Source organism: Pseudomonas sp. NC02 (assembly GCF_002874965.1).
In the GTDB taxonomy this organism is placed as follows: Bacteria; Pseudomonadota; Gammaproteobacteria; order Pseudomonadales; family Pseudomonadaceae; genus Aquipseudomonas.
The window spans coordinates 4848699-4865527 of the sequence record NZ_CP025624.1 but is presented as its reverse complement, the minus strand read 5'-3'; the positions used below and the strand labels follow the sequence as shown (position 1 = coordinate 4865527).

Below are 16829 nucleotides of genomic sequence, written 5' to 3'. Positions count from 1 at the left end.
ATCTGTAGGCCCGTTCCGACTTTTCAGTAGGAAATTTATTTGAATGACGGCCGTCGTCCGAGTACCCCACAATTTCCAGGGACATTCGCACAACTTCTTTGGGTGCCAGTACATAAGCCACTGGATGATCCGTTGGCCGTGGGCTTGCGATAGCAAACAAAAGCCTGACTCCATTCATGCAATGAGAATGGCGTCACATTAATGGCTATTAGATATCGCGAATATCAGGTTGGTCCTGATTGTGGATAGGGGAATCCCTTACATAGCGGAACCTCGCGCAGACTTTGCGGTCACGCGGCGGTGGTGATGGGCCTTGCGTTGAAGCGGGTTCAGTAAAGCATGATGTCAGTGTGACATCAATGGATTTGCATGGCATTTTAGTGGGGGGTCAAGGTCCGGCGTTTGCCGCCGATAACCTGCTTCAGTGACCAGCACTATCCATCCGCTAAACCCCAGGAGTCTTTAATGGCCGGCATTCTCGACACGGTAGATCAACGCACACAATTGGTGGGTGAGAATCGCCTGGAGATCCTCATGTTTCGCCTGGCCGGGCGGCAGCTGTTCGCGATCAACGTGTTCAAGGTGCAGGAAGTGCTGCAACTGCCCAAGTTGACCCTGATGCCCCAGCGCCACCCATTTGTCTGCGGCGTGGTCAACCTGCGTGGGCAGACGTTGCCGGTGATCGACCTGTCCCAGGCGATTGGCATGCGTCCGCTGATTCCGGGCCCCAACAGCACCATTATCGTCACCGAGTACAACCGCTCGGTGCAGGCGTTCCTGGTGGGCGGCGTCGACCGCATCGTCAACATGAACTGGGAGGCGATCCTGCCGCCGCCGGCAAGTGCCGGGCGCCAGCATTACCTGACGGCCATCAGCAAGGTCGATGACCAGTTGGTGGAAATCATCGACGTGGAAAAAGTCCTCGCCGAAATCGTGCCCTACAACGCCAAGGTTTCCCGCGAGAAACTTGAAGACCCGGTGCTGGAACGCGCCCGCGGCCGCGAAGTGCTGCTGGTGGATGACTCCAACGTCGCCCTCTCGCAACTGCGTGACACCCTCGGACAGTTGGGGGTGAAGATGCACATTGCCAGCGACGGCCTCAAGGCATTGAACATGCTCAAGGCCTGGGCCGACAGTGGCCAGGTGATGACCGACAAGCTGTTGATGATCTTCACCGACGCCGAAATGCCCGAGATGGACGGCTACCGCCTGACCACCGAGATTCGCAACGACCCGCGCCTGCGCGGCCTGTACGTGGTGCTGCATACGTCGTTGTCCGGCAGCTTCAACGACTCGATGGTGAAGAAGGTCGGTTGCGACAACTTCCTCTCCAAGTTCCAGCCCGACAAGTTGGTGGACGTGGTGCGTCAGCGCCTGATGCTGGACGAAGTCCCGGCTTGAGCTTAGGGTGACGGCTTTGTCCCTCAGGAATGCAGGCCCATGCTTCGTCTCAGCGCGTTGTACCGATACCCCTTGAAGTCCGGCAAGGGTGAATCCTTGCAGCAGATCGGCCTGGACACACTCGGGCTCGACGGGGATCGACGCTGGATGTTGGTGGACGAGGCCAGCGGGCGTTTCCTGACCCAGCGCGCCGTGGCCAGGATGAGCCAGCTCTCGGCGCTGTGGAACAGCGCCGGTGGCCTGACCTTGAGCGCCGAAGGCCAACCTGCCCTTGACGTGCCACTGCCCGGCAGCGATGCCGAGTTGCGCGGCGTGACCATCTGGCGCGACACCTTGCGCGTGCCGGATGCCGGTGACGAGGCGGGCGCCTGGCTCAGCGAATTCATCGGCAAACCCACGCGACTGGTGCAAGTGCCGCTGTCCCGTGCGCGCACGACCGAGGCCGGCTACGGCAAGGATGATGACAAGGTCGCGTTTGCCGATGGCTTTCCGTTGCTGCTGATCGGCCAGGCGTCCCTGGATGACCTGTCCCAGCGTATCGGTCGGCCCATGGAGATGCTGCGTTTTCGCCCCAACCTGGTGATCGAGGGCAGCGAAGCCTTTGCCGAAGACGGCTGGAAGCGGATACGGATCGGTGACGTGGAGTTTCGCGTGGTCAAGTCCTGCTCACGCTGCATCCTCACCACCATCGACCCGGCGAGTGGCGAGCGCAGTGCCGACCGCGAACCGCTGGCCACGCTCAAGACCTACCGCGAGCAAGAGGGCGATGTGATGTTCGGGCAGAACCTGGTCAACGATGGGGTGGGCCGCCTGGAAGTCGGCATGCCGGTGACGATCCTGGAGTAAGCAGCCCTGAAATGAAAAATGCCCGTCTCTCGCGAGACGGGCATTTTTTTCGGCTATCGAACGTTTAGCCGCGGTATTCGCACAGGTAGGCGGTGTCGACCGCCACCTTCAGCTGGAACTTGCTGTTGGCTGGCACGTTGAACTGGCTGCCGGCGGCGAAGGTTTCCCAGTCGGTGCTGTCTGGCAGCTTGACGGTCAGTGCGCCCGATACCACGTGCATGATTTCACGCTGGGCAGTGCCGAACTCGTATTCACCCGGGGCCATGACGCCGATGGTCGCCGGACCTTCTGCAGTGCCGAAAGCGATCGACTTGACGGTGCCGTCGAAGTACTCGTTGACTTTAAACATGGGCGAATCCTCGGAAAAGGGTCAAGAAAGGTCGGCCAGTATGCCTTCTACACGGGCAAAATCAACGGCAGCAGCCGTGCGGTATTGCGTGCATCTTCCAGCGCCCGATGCTGTTGGCCGTGGAACTGCATGCCGGCCAGTTGCAGCGCGCCGTTGAGCCCCAGCGGCTTGTCCAGGCGCCGGGCCTTGGCGAAGCGTTGCTTGAGGTTCACGTGGGGTGTCTGGCCCAGCACGCTGCTCAAGCCATGGCGCTGCCACTCCAGTTCCAGTTGCTGGCGATCGTAGTCACCCCAGCTCGCCCAGCCTTCCAGGCGTGCCTGGTGCTGGCCAAGCCAGCGTTCGAACAGCGGCCACACCTCGATCAACGGCGCGGCAGCGTCGATATTCGCCTGGGTGATGTGGGTCAACTGGCGGCAGAACGGCGTCAGCAGCGGCCTGCGCAATGGCCGCACGAAACGCTGGAAATGGTCCAGTTCACGGCCCTGGCGGTTGACCAGGCTCACACCGATTTCGATGATTTCCATCTCGGTCACGGGCCAGCCGCCTTCATCCGTTGTGGCTTCAAGATCAATAATCAGCCAATGAGGCATCGCAGGTTCCCGTACTCTTCCCGTCCTGATGGGGATAGAGCGTAGCCAAGCCTGCTAGTTCCGCCCAGGGCTTACTCGATCTCCAGCAAAATCTGACGGTTCCTGACCTGATCGCCTGCAACCGCCTGGATTCGCTTGACCACGCCACTCATGCCGGCCTTGAGTGGGTGCTCCATTTTCATCGCTTCCAGCACCAGCAACAGCTGGCCCTTGCTGACCGAATCGCCTTCGCTGACCCGTACTTCGACAATTGCCCCGTCCATCGGCGCCTTGACCGTGCCGTTGCCGGCCTCGGCCTGGCGGGTGGCGACGGTTTGGGTTCGATCATTGATGCACACGCCGGGCAACCAGAGCCGGGTGCCTTGCAGGTGGTAGGCAATGCGACGGCGAATGCCGTTGAGAACGGCGGTGGCCCAGCGTCCGTCGGTGGAGAGGTCGCGTATTTCGATGGCGTGCTGATCAATCTCGACGTGCAGGCAATTGTCCGCCAGCACACTGAGGCTGATGGCCCGGGGCTCGTCGTGTTCGGCCAATTGCCAGGTCCAGGGCACGCTGGCGTTGTTGCGCCAGCCGGATAATGGCTGGGTGTGAGCGCTGGCGCTGTGTTGGTAAAACAGCGCGGCGGCCAGGGCCAGCTCTTCGTTGGTCGCGTGGGTACGCGGGATGTCGCTGAAGTGTTCGGCAATAAAGCCGGTGCTGAAATCGCCGGCGATGAAGTGTGGATGCTTGAGCAGGCTGGCCAGCAGGCGCTGGTTGGTGGGCACGCCGAGCAGCACGCAGTCTTCCACGGCCCTGACCAGCTTGCGCCGGGCCTCTTCGCGGGTGGCGCCGTGGGCGATGATCTTGCCCAGCATCGAGTCGTAGAACGGGGTGATGCGCTGGCCTTCCAGTACGCCATGATCGATGCGCACACCTGGCGCCGGGTCCCAGCGCAGTACGTCGCCGGTTTGCGGGAGGAAGCCCTGGGCCGGGTCTTCGGCGTACAGGCGCACTTCCATGGCGTGGCCGGTGAGGGTCACTTGTTCCTGACTCAGGGGCAAAGGTTGGCCGGCGGCGATGTGCAGTTGCCAGGCGACGAGGTCGAGGCCGGTGATCAGTTCGGTGACCGGGTGTTCGACCTGCAGGCGGGTGTTCATTTCCAGGAAGTAGAAATTGCCGTCGCGGTCGAGCAGGAACTCCACCGTGCCGGCGCCGACGTAATTGACGGCGCGCGCGGCCTTGAGGGCGGCTTCGCCCATGGCTTGGCGCAGCTCGGGGGTCATGACGGGGCAGGGGGCTTCTTCGATGACTTTTTGATGGCGGCGCTGGACCGAGCAGTCGCGTTCGCCGAGGTAGATCAGGTTGCCGTGGGTGTCGCCGAACAGTTGGATTTCGACGTGGCGGGGGGCGATCAGGGCTTGTTCGAGGATGAGTTCCGCGCTGCCGAAGGCGTTTTGTGCTTCGGAGCGGGCGGTGCGCAGGTGTTCCAGCAGGGTGTCGGGGTTGTGTACCAGGCGCATGCCGCGGCCGCCGCCGCCGGCGCTGGCCTTGATCATCAGTGGGTAGCCGATGTGGGTGGCTTGTTGTTGCAGGGTTGGGTCGTCCTGGTCGGGGCCTTGGTAGCCCTTGATGCAGGGGACGCCGGCGTTGAGCATGGCGATTTTTGAGAGGCGTTTGCTGCCCATCAGGTCGATGGCTTCGGGGCTGGGGCCGATGAAGGTGTGGCCGGCGTTTGCGCAGGCTCGGGCGAAGTCGGGGTTTTCGGAGAGGAAGCCGTAGCCGGGGTGGATGGCGTCGGCGCCGGTGCGGTGGGCTGCGTTGAGGATGGCTTCGATGTTCAGGTAGGACTGGGTGACCGGGGCGGGGCCGATGTTGATGGCTTCGTCGGCCATCTGGACGTGCAGGGCGTCGGTGTCGGCTTCGCTGTAGATCGCTACGGTGCGGTAGCCCAGGGATTGGGCGGTGCGCTGGATGCGGCAGGCGATTTCGCCACGGTTGGCTATGAGGATTTTGTTGAACATCGGCATGGTGGTGGTCCTTGGCTTGTCGGGTACATATCCGTTTCTTCGGTAACGGCTGCTTATGGTTCCGCTCTTACAGCGGGTCACTTTTGAAAAGCGCAAAAGTAACCAAAACGCTCTGCCCCGCCTGTCGGCGCCTCGCTGTGGCTCGGCGTTCCCTCACTCCGGCATTGCTCCGCGGGCCGCCGCGACGGGCCATCCATGGCCCGGCGCGGCTAAACCGGCGTCCTGCCGGTTTACCCGCTCCGCAATACCTGCGTTCGGCCTCGGGCTGAATGGGGCAGTCAGATCAAGATCAAAAGCAGATCAAGAGCACAGCGGCCTCCCGGCCGGCTTGAGTGTTAAAAGCAAAGGCAAGATCCAGAGCGAAAGCCAAATCTGAAGCTGATGCAGCTCTGCTTTTCTGTGGGAGCTGGCTTGCCTGCGATGCAGACAACTCGGTTTTTCAGATACACCGAGGCGATGCCATCGCAGGCAAGCCAGCTCCCACATTTGACCGTGCCCGCTTCAGCTTTTGATTTTGCTCTTCAACACTCAAGCCGGCCGGTAGGCCGCTGTGCTCTGGCTTTTGATCTTGATCTTGGGCGCCCCGTTAAACCACGCTGGCCGAACGCAGGCTTTGGAGCGTGGGTAACCCGGCAGGACGCCGGGTTAGCCGTCCTGGGCCAAGGATGGCCCATGACGGCGGCCCACGCTCCAAAGCCGGAGTGAGGGCACACCGAGCCTAGGCGAGGTGCCGAGTGGTGGGGCAAGAGCGTTTTGGTTACTTTTGCGCTTTTCAAAAGTGACCCGCTGTAAGAGCGGAACCCATAGTCGCCATTACAAAAATAACGGATATGCCCCCGATTCATCGCGCCCACCCCGGCCTGCGCTTCTGCACAAACGCCTGAGTCCCCTCAACCCCTTCCTCACCACAAACCGCCTCGGCAAACCACTCGGCAGCCTGGTCCAACAACGGCCCCAAAACCTGCTCACCACTGGCCAGCAGCAACGCCTTGGTCCGCGCATTAGCCCCCGGAGCACACCGCAAAACCTGCCCCAACACCTCATCCAGCCGCTCCGCCAACGCCTGCGGATCGTGCTCCACAAAATGCACCAACCCCAACCGCAGCGCCTCAACCCCATCAAACCGCGCCGCCGTCAAAGCCAGCCGCCGCGCCTGGGTCAGCCCGATACGCTTCACCACGAACGGGGCAATCTGCGCCGGCAACAACCCAAGGCCGGTCTCCGGCAACCCAAACTGCGCCTGATGATCCGCAATCGCTACATCACTGACACACACCAACCCAAACCCGCCGCCCAGCACGGCACCCTCAAGCACCACAATCACCACCTGCGGCAGCGCCTCCACTTCCTGCAACAGCGTACCGAACGCCCGGTTCAACGCCTGCAAGCCGCCCGCGGCTCCCGCGCGAGCCATGTCCTTCACATCGCCACCGGCCGAAAAATGCCCACCCGCGCCGCTGATAACCAACGCCCGCACGCTCTTGTCCCCAGCCACATCGGCCAGTACCGCACGCAGTTCGTTGACCATTTCCAGGCTCATGGCATTGCGGCTGTCCGGCCGATTGAGGGTCACATGCAGCACCCCGTTATGCGGTTCCAGCAACAACGTGTTCACGACTTCTTCCCCGGCAGGGTGCCCATCAATTTGCAGATGATCCCCAGCATGATCTCGTCCGCCCCACCACCAATCGACACCAGCCGCACATCGCGATAAGCCCGGGCCACCGGGTTGTCCCACATGAACCCCATGCCGCCCCAATATTGCAGGCAACTGTCGCTGACTTCCCGGCCCAGGCGGCCGGCCTTGAGCTTGGCCATGGAGGCCAGGCGCGTCACGTCCTGGCCCTTGATGTACTGCTCGGTGGCCTGGTACACCAGCGCCCGCAGGCATTCGATTTCGGTGGACAGTTCGGCCAGGCGGAAGTGGATCACCTGGTTGTCGATCAGCGCCTTGCCGAAGGTCTTGCGTTCCTTGCAGTAATCGATGGTGCTGTCGATGCAGTACTCCAGGCCCTTGACCATATTGGCCGCGCCGAACAGCCGCTCTTCCTGGAACTGCAGCATCTGCATCATGAACCCCGCACCTTCATGGCCGATGCGGTTGCGCTGGGGGATGCGCACGTCGTCGAAAAACACCTGGGCGGTTTCCGAGCTGTGCATGCCGAGCTTTTCCAGGGGCGGGCTGACGCTGATGCCGGGGGTGTTCATCGGCACCATGATCAGCGACTTGTTGATGTGCGGCTTGTCGTCCGAGGTGTTGGCCAGCAGGCAGATGAAGTCGGCGCTCGGTGAGTTGGTGATCCACATCTTGCTGCCGTTGATCACGTAGTCAGTGCCGTCCTTGCGGGCATGGGTTTTCAGCCCGGCCACGTCGGAGCCGGCGCCGGTTTCCGAGACGCCGATGCAGCCCACCTGTTCGCCGCTGATGGCCGGGCGCAGGAATTCTTCGCGCAATTCATCGGAGCCGAAGCGGGCGAGGGCCGGGGTGCACATGTCGGTCTGCACGCCGATGGACATCGGGATGCCGCCGCAGCGAATGCTGCCGAACTCTTCGGCGGCGACGATCGAGTAGCTGTAGTCGAGGCCCATGCCACCGAATTTTTCCGGCTTGGAAATACCCAGCAAACCGAGGTCGCCGGCCTTGCGGAAGATCTCGTGGATCGGAAAGCGTCCGGCCTTTTCCCACTCATCCACATGCGGGTTGATCTCGCGCTCGACAAAGCCACGGACGGTGCGACGCAGTGCTTCGTGTTCCTGGGTGAAGATCATTTTTATTGTTCTCCCTATGGGGACGCGGGGCGTCCCGGGCTGCATTCCCACGCGGGGCGTGGGAACGATCATCAAAACCGCGCTGCACCAAAGCTGTTGGGCTGTAGTTGCCGCACCTCGGCCTCGTGGCAGATGTCCAGCAGAAACCCGAGCAAGGTTCGTGTATCACGTGGATCAATCAGCCCGTCGTCCCACAGGTTTGCGCTGCCGTAGAGGGCGGTGGACTGGCTGTCGAGTTTCTGTGCGGTGACCTGTTCGAGCATGTCGAGCACCTTGGGGTCGGGCACCAGGCCGTCTTTCAGTTGCTTGGCTTCGGTGACGATCCGCAGCACCTTGCCCGCCTGTGCGCCGCCCATCACGGCGGTGCGACTGTTGGGCCAGGCGAAGATGAAACGTGGGTCGAGGCCGCGGCCGCACATTGCATAGTTGCCGGCACCGTAGGAGCCGCCGACGACGATGGTCAGTTTCGGCACCCGCGCATTGGCCACCGCCTGGATCATCTTCGCGCCGTGCTTGATCACGCCTTGCTGTTCCGACTCGGTGCCCACCATGAAGCCGGTGGTGTTGTGGAAAAACAGCAGCGGTGTCTGGCTCTGGTCGCACAGCTGGATAAATTGTGCGGCCTTGCTCGCACCCTTCGGGGTGATTGGCCCGTTGTTGCCGATAAAGCCACAGGCGCGGCCCTGGATATGCAGGTGGCCGCAGACGGTGTGCGGGTCGAACTCGCCCTTGAATTCGAGGAAGTTGGAAGCGTCCGCCAACCGCGCGAGGATTTCGCGCACGTCGTAGGGCTTTTTCGGATCGTCGGGGATCAGCCCCAACAGCTCGTCAATCGGGTACAGCGGCTCGCTGTAAGCGCGCTTTGGCACAGGCGGCAAGCGGTCATCCCACGGCAACAGGCTGACAATCTCACGCACGATGCGCACGCCGTCAGCGTCGTTTTCCGCCAGGTATTCAGCGGTGCCGGCGGTTTGCGCATGCATCTCGGCGCCGCCCAGTTCTTCATCGGTGGCGACTTCGCCGGTGGCGGCCTTGAGCAGCGGCGGGCCGGCCAGGAACAGCTTGGCCTTGCCACGCACCACCACCACGTAATCCGAAAGACCCGGCTGATAAGCGCCGCCCGCCGTGGCCGAGCCATGCACCACGGTGATCTGCGGCAGGCCCATGGCCGACATCCGCGCCTGGTTGGCGAAGCTGCGGGCGCCTTCGACGAAAATCTCGGCGGCGTAGTTGAGGTTGGCGCCGCCGCTTTCTGCCAGCGTCACCACCGGCAGTTTGTTTTCCATGGCGATCTGTTGCAGGCGCAGGGATTTTTTCAGGCCCGAGGGGGAAATGGTCCCGCCCTTGATCGCGCTGTTGTTGGCCACCACCAGCATGCGCACGCCGCTGACGTAGCCGATGCCGGCGATCAACCCGCCCCCAGCGGCGCTGCCGTCTTTGTCATCGTGCAGTTTGTAGCCGGCCAGGCTCGCCAGTTCGAGGAACGGCGCGCCGGGGTCGAGCAATAAATTCAGGCGTTCCCGTGGCAGCAGTTGCCCGCGCTTGTCGAACCTGGCCTTGGCTTCGGCGGCCTTGCCCAGCAGGTTTTGCTCCAGCTGGCGCAATTGATTGACGCCCGTGAGCATCGCTTCGCGGTTCTGCGCGAATTGCGGGCTGTGGGCGTCGAGTTGCGAGTCGATCACCGGCATGGCTTATTTCTCCTCCTTGAGCACGTCCGGCAAGTAAGCCCGGTGGAAACCATTAAAGGACACGCTCGGCGGTTGCGCCTTGTGCAGCGGCCAGGCGCGGCTGCCCAGGCTGGCGGCGCCGTCGATGCGCAAGGTGCTGCCGCTGACGAACGCGGCGGCGGGGCTGAGCAAGAACACAATCGCCGCGCTGACTTCCGATTCGGTGCCGATGCGCTTGAGCGGAACATGCTCGCGCAAGGTCGGGATCACCGCCTTGAATGCGCCTTCGTAGGTGTCCATGCCGCTGGAGGCAATCCAGCCCGGCGCCACGGCGTTGACCCGCACCCCCGCGTAACCCCATTCAAAGGCGGCGGTCTTGGTGAAGTTGTCCATGCCCGAACGTGCCGCACCGGAGTGGCCCATGCCGGGCATGCCGCCCCACATGTCGGCGAGCATGTTGACGATGGATCCGCCGTGCTTGCTCATGCTCTGGTTGAACACTTCCCGGGCCATCAGGAAACCGCCCACCAGGTTGGTGCGCAACACGGTTTCAAAGCCCTTCTGGTTGATCGACGCGAGCGGCGAGGGGTACTGGCCGCCGGCGTTGTTCACCAGGCCATGAATCGGGCCGTGCTCCTGCAGGACCTGGCCGACCAGCGCCTTGACCGCTTCTTCATCACGAATATCGCAGGCCTGCCAGCTGGCGCGACCGCCGTCCTCACTGACCTCCGCCGCCACCGTTTGCAGTTTTTCCGGCTTGCGCCCCACCAGGATCACATGGGCGCCGAGGGCTGCCAGCTCGTGGGCGGTGCAACGGCCAATGCCACTGCCGCCGCCGGTAACGATGATGGTCTGCCCCTGGAACAGGTCGGCTTTGAAGATCGAGTCGAAGGCCACGGCGTGGGTCCTTTAAGTGAATTGATCGGCAATGTGCTGCGGCACGGCAATCGGGATTTCCAGCAACTGTTGGGCGAAGGCCTTGCCTTGGGGATCGATGCGCAGGCTGGCAATCCCGCCGCCACCCAGGGCGTTTTCCAGCAGGAAGTTCAGGCTGTGGCTGCCGGGCAAATACCAGCGCTCGACGCGGCCGTGGATCGGGTCGAGCACGTGGCTCATCCAGTCGACGATCACTTCGGGCGTCAGTGCCTCGGCGATCCACGGCAGGTAGTCGGGCTCGCGGGCGATCACCCCGATGTTGCTGTGGTTGCCCTTGTCGCCGGAGCGGGCCACGGCCAGCTTGACCAGCGGCACGTTGGCGTCGGCGCGGCCTTGGGGTTTGGGCGGATCGATCAATGCGATCGAGGTGTTCAGCGGTTTGGCGACGGGCAATTCGCAGGCATGCCGTTCGCCAAGGAAGTCGACCTGCAATTGGCAGGCGCTTTTATCGATCAGGAATGAAAACAACCGAATCAGCGGGTACACCGTGGGTCGCCCGCCGACGATTCCGGTGAGCCCCGGCGCCATGCCGGTGGCCGCCTGGGCAATCTCCCGGGCGAACAGCACCAGCGCCTGTTTGCTGGGGTGACGCACCGCCAGTTTCACCACCACTTCGCGGCAGTCCTGGCGTTGGGCATGGGGGCCGTAGGTGGCTTCGCTGCCCAGCAGTTCGATGTTGATGTCGGTGTAGGGCGCCCAGCCGCGCTGGCTGAACAGCTCTGAGGTCTTGTTGATGATCGCCTGGCTGACCCGTTCGGCCTTGGCCACCGCGTCGATCCCGGCGATCAGGCAACTGGCGGTGCAGCGAAAACCATCCGGGTAGGTGGCGCTGACCTTGTATTGATCGGTGGGCGGCAGGCCTTTGGCGCCGTGCAGGTGCACGCGGTTTTTGCCTTGTTGCCGGAGCTTGACCTGGCTGAAGTCGCAGATCACGTCGGGCAACAGGTAGGCGCGCGGGTCGCCGATTTCATACAGCAGTTGCTCGGCGACGCTCAGTTCGCTGATCAGTCCGCCGGTGCCCTCGACCTTGCTGACGGTGAACTGGCCGTCGGCACTGACCTCCACAATCGGGAAACCGATGTGTTCGTAGTCCGGCACCTCCCGCCAATCGGTGAAGTTGCCGCCGGTGCACTGCGCGCCGCATTCGATGATATGCCCGGCCAATGCCGCCTGGGCCAGGCGGTCGTAGTCCTGCCAGGACCAGTCGAACTCATGCACCAGCGCCGCGCTGACCACCGCGCTGTCCACCACACGGCCGGTTATCACGATATCGGCACCCAGCTCCAGCGCCTGCACGATACCGGGCGCGCCGAGGTAGGCGTTGGTGGATACGCACATCGGCGGCAAGGGCGCGCCGCTGAACATGTCGGTGACGCCGTGCAGTTGCTTGAACTGCGGTTGCAGGTCATCCCCCAGCAGTACGGCGATCTTCAACGGGATTCGGGCCTGGTCGCAGGCCGCCTGCAGCGCGGCGGCGCAGGCCTGGGGGTTGATCCCGCCGGCGTTGCTGATCACGCGGATGCCCTGGCGCTGGATATCCGCCAGCAGCGGCGTCAGCACCTCGACGAAATCCGTGGCATAGCCGGCCTGGGGATCTTTCATTCGCGCTCCGGCGAGGATCGACAGGGTGACTTCCGCCAGGTAGTCGAACACCAGGTAATCCAGCGTGCCGCCGTGCACCAACTGCGCAGCGGCGGTGCAAGTGTCGCCCCAGAAGGCGCTGGCGCAGCCGATGCGTACCGTCTTGTTCATGGGGCGTCCTTCCTCTGGTTTGCTGGCACCCACACTACCAAGCAAGCGCTTGGTTTGTAAACTCTGGTCATAACTTTGCCCCAAGCGCTTGCTTGGTTGGCTGCCACGGCCTAAATTGCCGCCCAAGACGTAACCAGAAGTTAAGGAGAGCAGCATGGATGAGCAAAAAGCCCTGCGGGTGATGCGCACCATGGTCGACGCCGGCCAATTGACCGACCCCGACAGTGCCCGTGGCAAGCTGCTGCAAACCGCGGCCCACCTGTTTCGCAACAAGGGTTTTGAGCGCACCACCGTGCGTGACCTGGCCGGCGCGGTCGGGATCCAGTCCGGCAGCATCTTTCATCACTTCAAGAGCAAGGACGAAATCCTGCGGGCGGTGATGGAGGAAACCATCCACTACAACACCGCCCTGATGCGCGCTTCCCTGGCCGAGGCGAGCAACGTGCGCGAGCGGGTGCTGGCGCTGATTCGTTGCGAATTGCAGTCGATCATGGGCGGCAGTGGCGAGGCCATGGCGGTGCTGGTGTATGAATGGCGTTCCCTGTCGGCCGAGGGCCAGGCCCAGGTGCTGGCCTTGCGCGATATCTACGAAGAGATCTGGTTGCAGGTGCTGGGGGAGGCGAAAAACGCCGGTTACATCAAGGGCGATGTGTTTATCACGCGGCGTTTCCTGACGGGCGCCTTGTCCTGGACCACCACCTGGTTTCGCGCCCAGGGCAGCATGACCCTCGAGCAACTGGCCGACGAAGCCTTGCTGATGGTGTTGAAAGCTGACTAGCCCTTTCGCGCAAGCTATTAATTGTGTGGCAGAAAGTTGTCTCGATAGACAAAAACGCCTAGCTTAGCGGGATCAAAGTTTTCGACGGTGTGTGCCTTGATGTTTTCGCCTTGGCGATTGGCTGCAGGACTCTCAATATGGGCACTTGGCGCACTGTGGCTGATGCCTGCCTCGGCCGCCCAACTGGTGAGGGTCGGTGCTGCGCATTTCCCGCCATACACCGTGCGCCCGGAGCAGGGTGCCGACACCGGGTTGCTGCCGCAACTGGTGGAAGCCTTGAACGCCCTGCAAACCGACTACCAGTTTGTGCTGGTACCCACCTCGATTCCCCGGCGTTTTCGCGACTTCCAGCAAGGTCGGGTGGACATGGCGATCTTCGAAAACCCCAAGTGGGGCTGGCAGGATATTGCCCACACCGATGTCGACATGGGCCTGGAGGATGCGGAAATCTTCGTGGCCCAGCAGGAGCCCGGTCGCGACCAGTCGTATTTCGCTGACCTGACCGGCAAGCGCCTGGCGGTGTTCAGCGGTTATCACTACGCGTTCGCCAACTTCAACCCCGACCCCAAGTACATGGCGGAGCACTTCAACGCCACCTTGACCTATTCCCACGACAGCAACCTGCTGATGGTCGCCCGGGGCCGGGCCGACATTGCCCTGGTGACACGTTCCTACCTCAGTGATTTCCTGGTGCGCAATGCCGATACGGCGGCGCAGTTCCTGGTGTCCGAGCGGATCGACCAGGTGTACCACCACTATGCGTTGCTGCGGCCCAAGGCGCCGATCTCGGGGCCGGCGTTCGCCGGGCTGCTCAAGCAGCTGAGGGACAACGGCCAGTTGCTGAAGATCTTCGAGCCTTACCGCATCGATGTAATGCCGGTACCGTGATCGTCTAAATTTTTGCCCTCGGCTCACGTCACTTGTTGAACTGTCGACGATTCGTGAGCCCATCCCATGTCCAATCTGAATGACCTGTCAGTGCTGCCCTTGCCGGCGGGACCCGCCCTGAATGCTGATGAAACTGATAGCCGCCTGAGCCTCACCCTTGAGGGCCAGCCGCTGATTCGCCTGCGCCTTGAGCGGGGTGATGAGGTGCAGGTGCATTTGCAGGAGCCCGCCAGTGTGCCGGCTGCCCGTGCCTTGTGGGCGGCGTGTTATTGGCTGTTTGCCAGGGAGCCCGGGCGTCAGCGACTGGTCTGGTGTCTTGAGCATGCGCCGGAAGATGCCTTGCGCAGTGGGTTGCTGGTGGCGACCGGGGTTGCCGGGCAGTTTCATTGCGAGCGCACGTTGTTCTGGCAGTTGCCGCAACCGTGGCTGGGGCAATCTCTCACGGGGACTTATCCGCAGCAGATGATCATCAGCGGTGGCAAGCGTCATCCTGCCCGTGCGCCGAAGCCGCGGGGCGAGGTGTATCGGCGGTTTGATGCGCGGCTGGGGGCGTGGATTTCACTGCGTACGGTGGAGATTGATGTTGATCTGGCGCGCTTCAATCGTTGGCAGAACAGTGCGCGGGTGGCGAATTTCTGGCAGGAAACTGGCAGCCTGGAACAGCATCGGGAGTATCTGGACAAGCTGGAAGCGGATCCCCATGCGTTGACGTTAATTGGCTGTTTCGATGATGAGCCGTTTGCTTATTTCGAGGCGTATTGGGCGAAGGAGGATCGGATTGCGCCGTTTTATGATGCGGCGGATTACGATCGCGGGATTCATATGCTGGTGGGCGAAGAGCACCACCGTGGTCCGCACAAGGTAGCGAGCTGGTTGTCGGCGCTGGTGCATTACTTGTTTCTCGATGATCCGCGTACGCAGCGTGTGGTGGCTGAGCCTCGGGCGGATAACGGGAAGATGATTGGGCATATGCAGAATCAGTGTTTCCACTGTGAGAAGGAGTTTGATTTTCCTCATAAGCGGGCGGCGTTGATGATTCTGGGGCGGGAGCGGTTTTTTGAGCGGTGTGGGTTGGTTTGACTGAGCAAAAAATCTGAGTGCACGAAGATCAAATGTGGGAGCGGGCTTGCTCGCGAAAGCGCAGTGTCAGTCAATGCATGTGTGACTGATCCACCGCTTTCGCGAGCAAGCCCGCTCCCACATGGGATGTGTGGCGCGTCAGGCCCGCCGCGCAAACGTGTCGCTATGGGTCCCGGAAACCTTCCGGCAATGCACCAGTGCATCGCGAATCATAAAGTTCACCAACGTCGGTGAAACCCCCAGCTCCTTGGCAATATCCTTCTGCGGCACCCCGTGCAGCCGGTACATCTCAAACGCGTAACGCGTGCGCTGAGGCAACTCGGTCAAGGCGTCGGCAATGTTCTCCAGCGTCGAAAAGTTGATGTGCGAGGTCTCAGGTGAAGCGCCGTGAATAACCACATTCAAGCCTTCCTCTTCCGTGCCGGAATATTTCAGCTCCAGCGCCTGCTTGCGGTAGTGATCAATAGCCAGGTTGCGCACGATCTGGAACAGGTAACTGAGCTGCGCCTTGAACGATGACGTGATGGTGGGGGCCGATTGCAACCGGAAGTAGGCGTCTTGCACCACGTCTTCGGCGCGGGATCGGCAGCCGGTAATACGCGCTGCGATCTTGACCAGGATCAGTCGATTGTCGACGAAGGCCTGGAGTAGGGGTGAGTCGCACCTGCCTGTGGATACTTGTTCCGTCATGGAAATCACCTTGTTGCAAGAGAAGGTTGGGGGAGGGCGTCCTTGCTGAGGCCTCCTACACATCGGGCAACAAATTATGCTTAATGATAATGATTGTCAAATGAGAAGACGAACTAATCTTATGCTTTATCGAGAGGTGTGAACGGCGTCTCGCTGACTAATTATTTCCCGGTGCCATCCGTTCTCATGGGTGAAAGGCCAGTTAACAAACCGGCCAAGGATCAGCGCCTGGAGGAGGACAAAATGGGTTTTTATCGTGTGAGCGGGAGTGGTCTGAAATGAACACGCCGGCTCGATTACGCCTGTTTTGCCTGCCTTACTCCGGCGCCAGCGCCATGGTCTACAGCCGCTGGCGACGGGCGCTGCCGGAGTGGTTGCAGGTGCGGCCGCTGGAGTTGCCGGGGCGCGGCATGCGCATGGACGAGCCGTTGCAGCGCGATATCAAAAACCTGGCCGGGCAACTGGCTGATGAGATCCGCGCCGAGTTGGACGGCCCCTACGCCTTGTTCGGCCACAGCCTCGGCGGCCTGCTGGCCTTCGAACTGGCCCATGCCCTGCGCGAACGGGGCGCGCCGCCGCCATTGGCGCTGTTTGCCTCGGGTACCGCCGGCCCGGCCTGTCGCGATGTCAGCGAATACGCCATCGAGAAAAACGACGAACAACTGATCGCCCGCCTGCGAGAACTCAAGGGCACGGGCGAAGACGTGCTGGCCAACGCCGAACTGATGCAGTTGATGCTGCCGATCCTGCGGGCCGACTTCCTGCTGTGCGGCAGTTTCGAATACGGCGAGCGTGAGCCGCTGAGCCTGCCCATCCATGTATTCGGCGGCAAGCAGGACACGGTGCGCGCCGATCAACTGCTGGACTGGCAGCAAGACACCGCCAGCGGTTTCTCCCTCGACATGTTCGACGGTCACCACTTCTTCCTGGTGCAGCACGAGAGTTCCGTACTGCGCTGTGTGCGGCGTTACGCCGACGAACACCTGGCCCGCTGGCGCAACGACGCCGCGCGGCAGATGGCCCGGGCGACCGGCTGAACAAGCCCCCGGCCACACATTCCCCGATTTCCCAGTAAGC

The 16829-nt window shown here is 62.1% G+C and carries 15 protein-coding genes; 6 read left to right on the top strand and 9 right to left on the bottom strand.

Annotation, left to right across the window (positions count from 1 at the left end; genetic code table 11):
• Positions 1-465 precede the first annotated feature (465 nt).
• Positions 466-1401 carry a chemotaxis protein CheV gene (locus C0058_RS22590; RefSeq protein WP_003219769.1) on the top strand — a complete coding sequence of 312 codons (936 nt, stop codon included), beginning with the start codon at positions 466-468 and terminating at the stop codon, positions 1399-1401.
• A gap of 39 nt (positions 1402-1440) precedes the next feature.
• A complete protein-coding gene (locus C0058_RS22585; RefSeq protein ID WP_003219772.1) occupies positions 1441-2247 on the top strand; it encodes an MOSC domain-containing protein in 807 nt (268 codons plus the stop codon).
• 64 nt (positions 2248-2311) lie between these two features.
• On the opposite strand, the gene C0058_RS22580 is transcribed toward C0058_RS22585, so the two are convergent.
• The 8 genes from C0058_RS22580 to C0058_RS22535 all read right to left on the bottom strand — a co-directional run bounded on the left by C0058_RS22580 (position 2312) and on the right by C0058_RS22535 (position 12316).
• A complete protein-coding gene (locus tag C0058_RS22580) occupies positions 2312-2596 on the bottom strand; it encodes a pyrimidine/purine nucleoside phosphorylase (RefSeq protein ID WP_003183665.1) in 285 nt (94 codons plus the stop codon).
• Positions 2597-2643: 47 nt separating this feature from the next.
• Entirely contained in the window at positions 2644-3186 is a 543-nt protein-coding gene (locus C0058_RS22575; protein WP_003219774.1) for an exonuclease domain-containing protein, read from the bottom strand.
• A 71-nt stretch (positions 3187-3257) separates the two neighbouring features.
• Positions 3258-5192 carry an acetyl/propionyl/methylcrotonyl-CoA carboxylase subunit alpha gene (locus tag C0058_RS22570; RefSeq protein WP_102369613.1) on the bottom strand — a complete coding sequence of 645 codons (1935 nt, stop codon included), beginning with the start codon at positions 5190-5192 and terminating at the stop codon, positions 3258-3260.
• Positions 5193-6033: 841 nt separating this feature from the next.
• The gene (locus tag C0058_RS22555; protein WP_008431696.1) at positions 6034-6807 is read right to left on the bottom strand and encodes an enoyl-CoA hydratase/isomerase family protein; all 774 of its coding nucleotides are present in this window, start codon (positions 6805-6807) and stop codon (positions 6034-6036) included.
• Positions 6804-7961 carry a citronellyl-CoA dehydrogenase gene (gene atuD, locus C0058_RS22550; protein WP_003209038.1) on the bottom strand — a complete coding sequence of 386 codons (1158 nt, stop codon included), beginning with the start codon at positions 7959-7961 and terminating at the stop codon, positions 6804-6806. Before atuD ends, C0058_RS22555 begins: the two co-directional genes overlap by 4 nt.
• Before the next feature lie 71 nt (positions 7962-8032).
• Positions 8033-9649, bottom strand: coding sequence for a geranyl-CoA carboxylase subunit beta (gene atuC, locus C0058_RS22545; RefSeq protein ID WP_008431693.1), 1617 nt, complete (start codon positions 9647-9649; stop codon positions 8033-8035).
• A gap of 3 nt (positions 9650-9652) precedes the next feature.
• Entirely contained in the window at positions 9653-10525 is an 873-nt protein-coding gene (locus tag C0058_RS22540; RefSeq protein WP_102369612.1) for an SDR family oxidoreductase, read from the bottom strand.
• A gap of 12 nt (positions 10526-10537) precedes the next feature.
• Positions 10538-12316, bottom strand: a complete 1779-nt coding sequence (locus C0058_RS22535; protein WP_102369611.1) for an acyclic terpene utilization AtuA family protein — start codon at positions 12314-12316, stop codon at positions 10538-10540.
• Positions 12317-12470: 154 nt separating this feature from the next.
• Here C0058_RS22535 and C0058_RS22530 point away from each other — a divergent pair, with 154 nt between their 5' ends.
• The 3 genes from C0058_RS22530 to C0058_RS22520 all read left to right on the top strand — a co-directional run bounded on the left by C0058_RS22530 (position 12471) and on the right by C0058_RS22520 (position 15062).
• On the top strand, positions 12471-13094 hold the full coding sequence (locus C0058_RS22530; RefSeq protein WP_087695088.1) for a TetR/AcrR family transcriptional regulator: 624 nt from the start codon (positions 12471-12473) through the stop codon (positions 13092-13094).
• A 99-nt stretch (positions 13095-13193) separates the two neighbouring features.
• The gene (locus tag C0058_RS22525; RefSeq protein WP_102369610.1) at positions 13194-13982 is read left to right on the top strand and encodes an ABC transporter substrate-binding protein; all 789 of its coding nucleotides are present in this window, start codon (positions 13194-13196) and stop codon (positions 13980-13982) included.
• A gap of 66 nt (positions 13983-14048) precedes the next feature.
• Positions 14049-15062: a GNAT family N-acetyltransferase gene (locus C0058_RS22520; protein WP_003209026.1), complete on the top strand. Its 1014-nt coding sequence runs from the start codon at positions 14049-14051 to the stop codon at positions 15060-15062.
• A gap of 138 nt (positions 15063-15200) precedes the next feature.
• Here C0058_RS22520 and C0058_RS22515 read toward each other — a convergent pair whose 3' ends face one another.
• Positions 15201-15752, bottom strand: a complete 552-nt coding sequence (locus C0058_RS22515; RefSeq protein WP_003209024.1) for an RNA polymerase factor sigma-70 — start codon at positions 15750-15752, stop codon at positions 15201-15203.
• 278 nt (positions 15753-16030) lie between these two features.
• Between C0058_RS22515 and C0058_RS22510 the strand changes: the two genes are divergently transcribed.
• Positions 16031-16789, top strand: coding sequence for a thioesterase II family protein (locus tag C0058_RS22510; RefSeq protein WP_003209023.1), 759 nt, complete (start codon positions 16031-16033; stop codon positions 16787-16789).
• Positions 16790-16829: the final 40 nt, after the last annotated feature.

What these genes read in the sequence shown, in the direction of transcription:
- C0058_RS22525 (WP_102369610.1), top strand. Translation starts at nt 13,194, where the DNA reads ATGTTTTCGCCTTGGCGATTGGCTGCAGGACTCTCAATATGGGCACTT.
- C0058_RS22535 (WP_102369611.1), bottom strand. Translation starts at nt 12,316, where the DNA reads ATGAACAAGACGGTACGCATCGGCTGCGCCAGCGCCTTCTGGGGCGAC.
- C0058_RS22515 (WP_003209024.1), bottom strand. Translation starts at nt 15,752, where the DNA reads ATGACGGAACAAGTATCCACAGGCAGGTGCGACTCACCCCTACTCCAG.
- C0058_RS22510 (WP_003209023.1), top strand. Translation starts at nt 16,031, where the DNA reads ATGAACACGCCGGCTCGATTACGCCTGTTTTGCCTGCCTTACTCCGGC.
- C0058_RS22570 (WP_102369613.1), bottom strand. Translation starts at nt 5,192, where the DNA reads ATGCCGATGTTCAACAAAATCCTCATAGCCAACCGTGGCGAAATCGCC.
- C0058_RS22530 (WP_087695088.1), top strand. Translation starts at nt 12,471, where the DNA reads ATGGATGAGCAAAAAGCCCTGCGGGTGATGCGCACCATGGTCGACGCC.
- atuD (WP_003209038.1), bottom strand. Translation starts at nt 7,961, where the DNA reads ATGATCTTCACCCAGGAACACGAAGCACTGCGTCGCACCGTCCGTGGC.
- C0058_RS22585 (WP_003219772.1), top strand. Translation starts at nt 1,441, where the DNA reads ATGCTTCGTCTCAGCGCGTTGTACCGATACCCCTTGAAGTCCGGCAAG.
- C0058_RS22590 (WP_003219769.1), top strand. Translation starts at nt 466, where the DNA reads ATGGCCGGCATTCTCGACACGGTAGATCAACGCACACAATTGGTGGGT.
- C0058_RS22580 (WP_003183665.1), bottom strand. Translation starts at nt 2,596, where the DNA reads ATGTTTAAAGTCAACGAGTACTTCGACGGCACCGTCAAGTCGATCGCT.
- atuC (WP_008431693.1), bottom strand. Translation starts at nt 9,649, where the DNA reads ATGCCGGTGATCGACTCGCAACTCGACGCCCACAGCCCGCAATTCGCG.
- C0058_RS22575 (WP_003219774.1), bottom strand. Translation starts at nt 3,186, where the DNA reads ATGCCTCATTGGCTGATTATTGATCTTGAAGCCACAACGGATGAAGGC.
- C0058_RS22520 (WP_003209026.1), top strand. Translation starts at nt 14,049, where the DNA reads ATGTCCAATCTGAATGACCTGTCAGTGCTGCCCTTGCCGGCGGGACCC.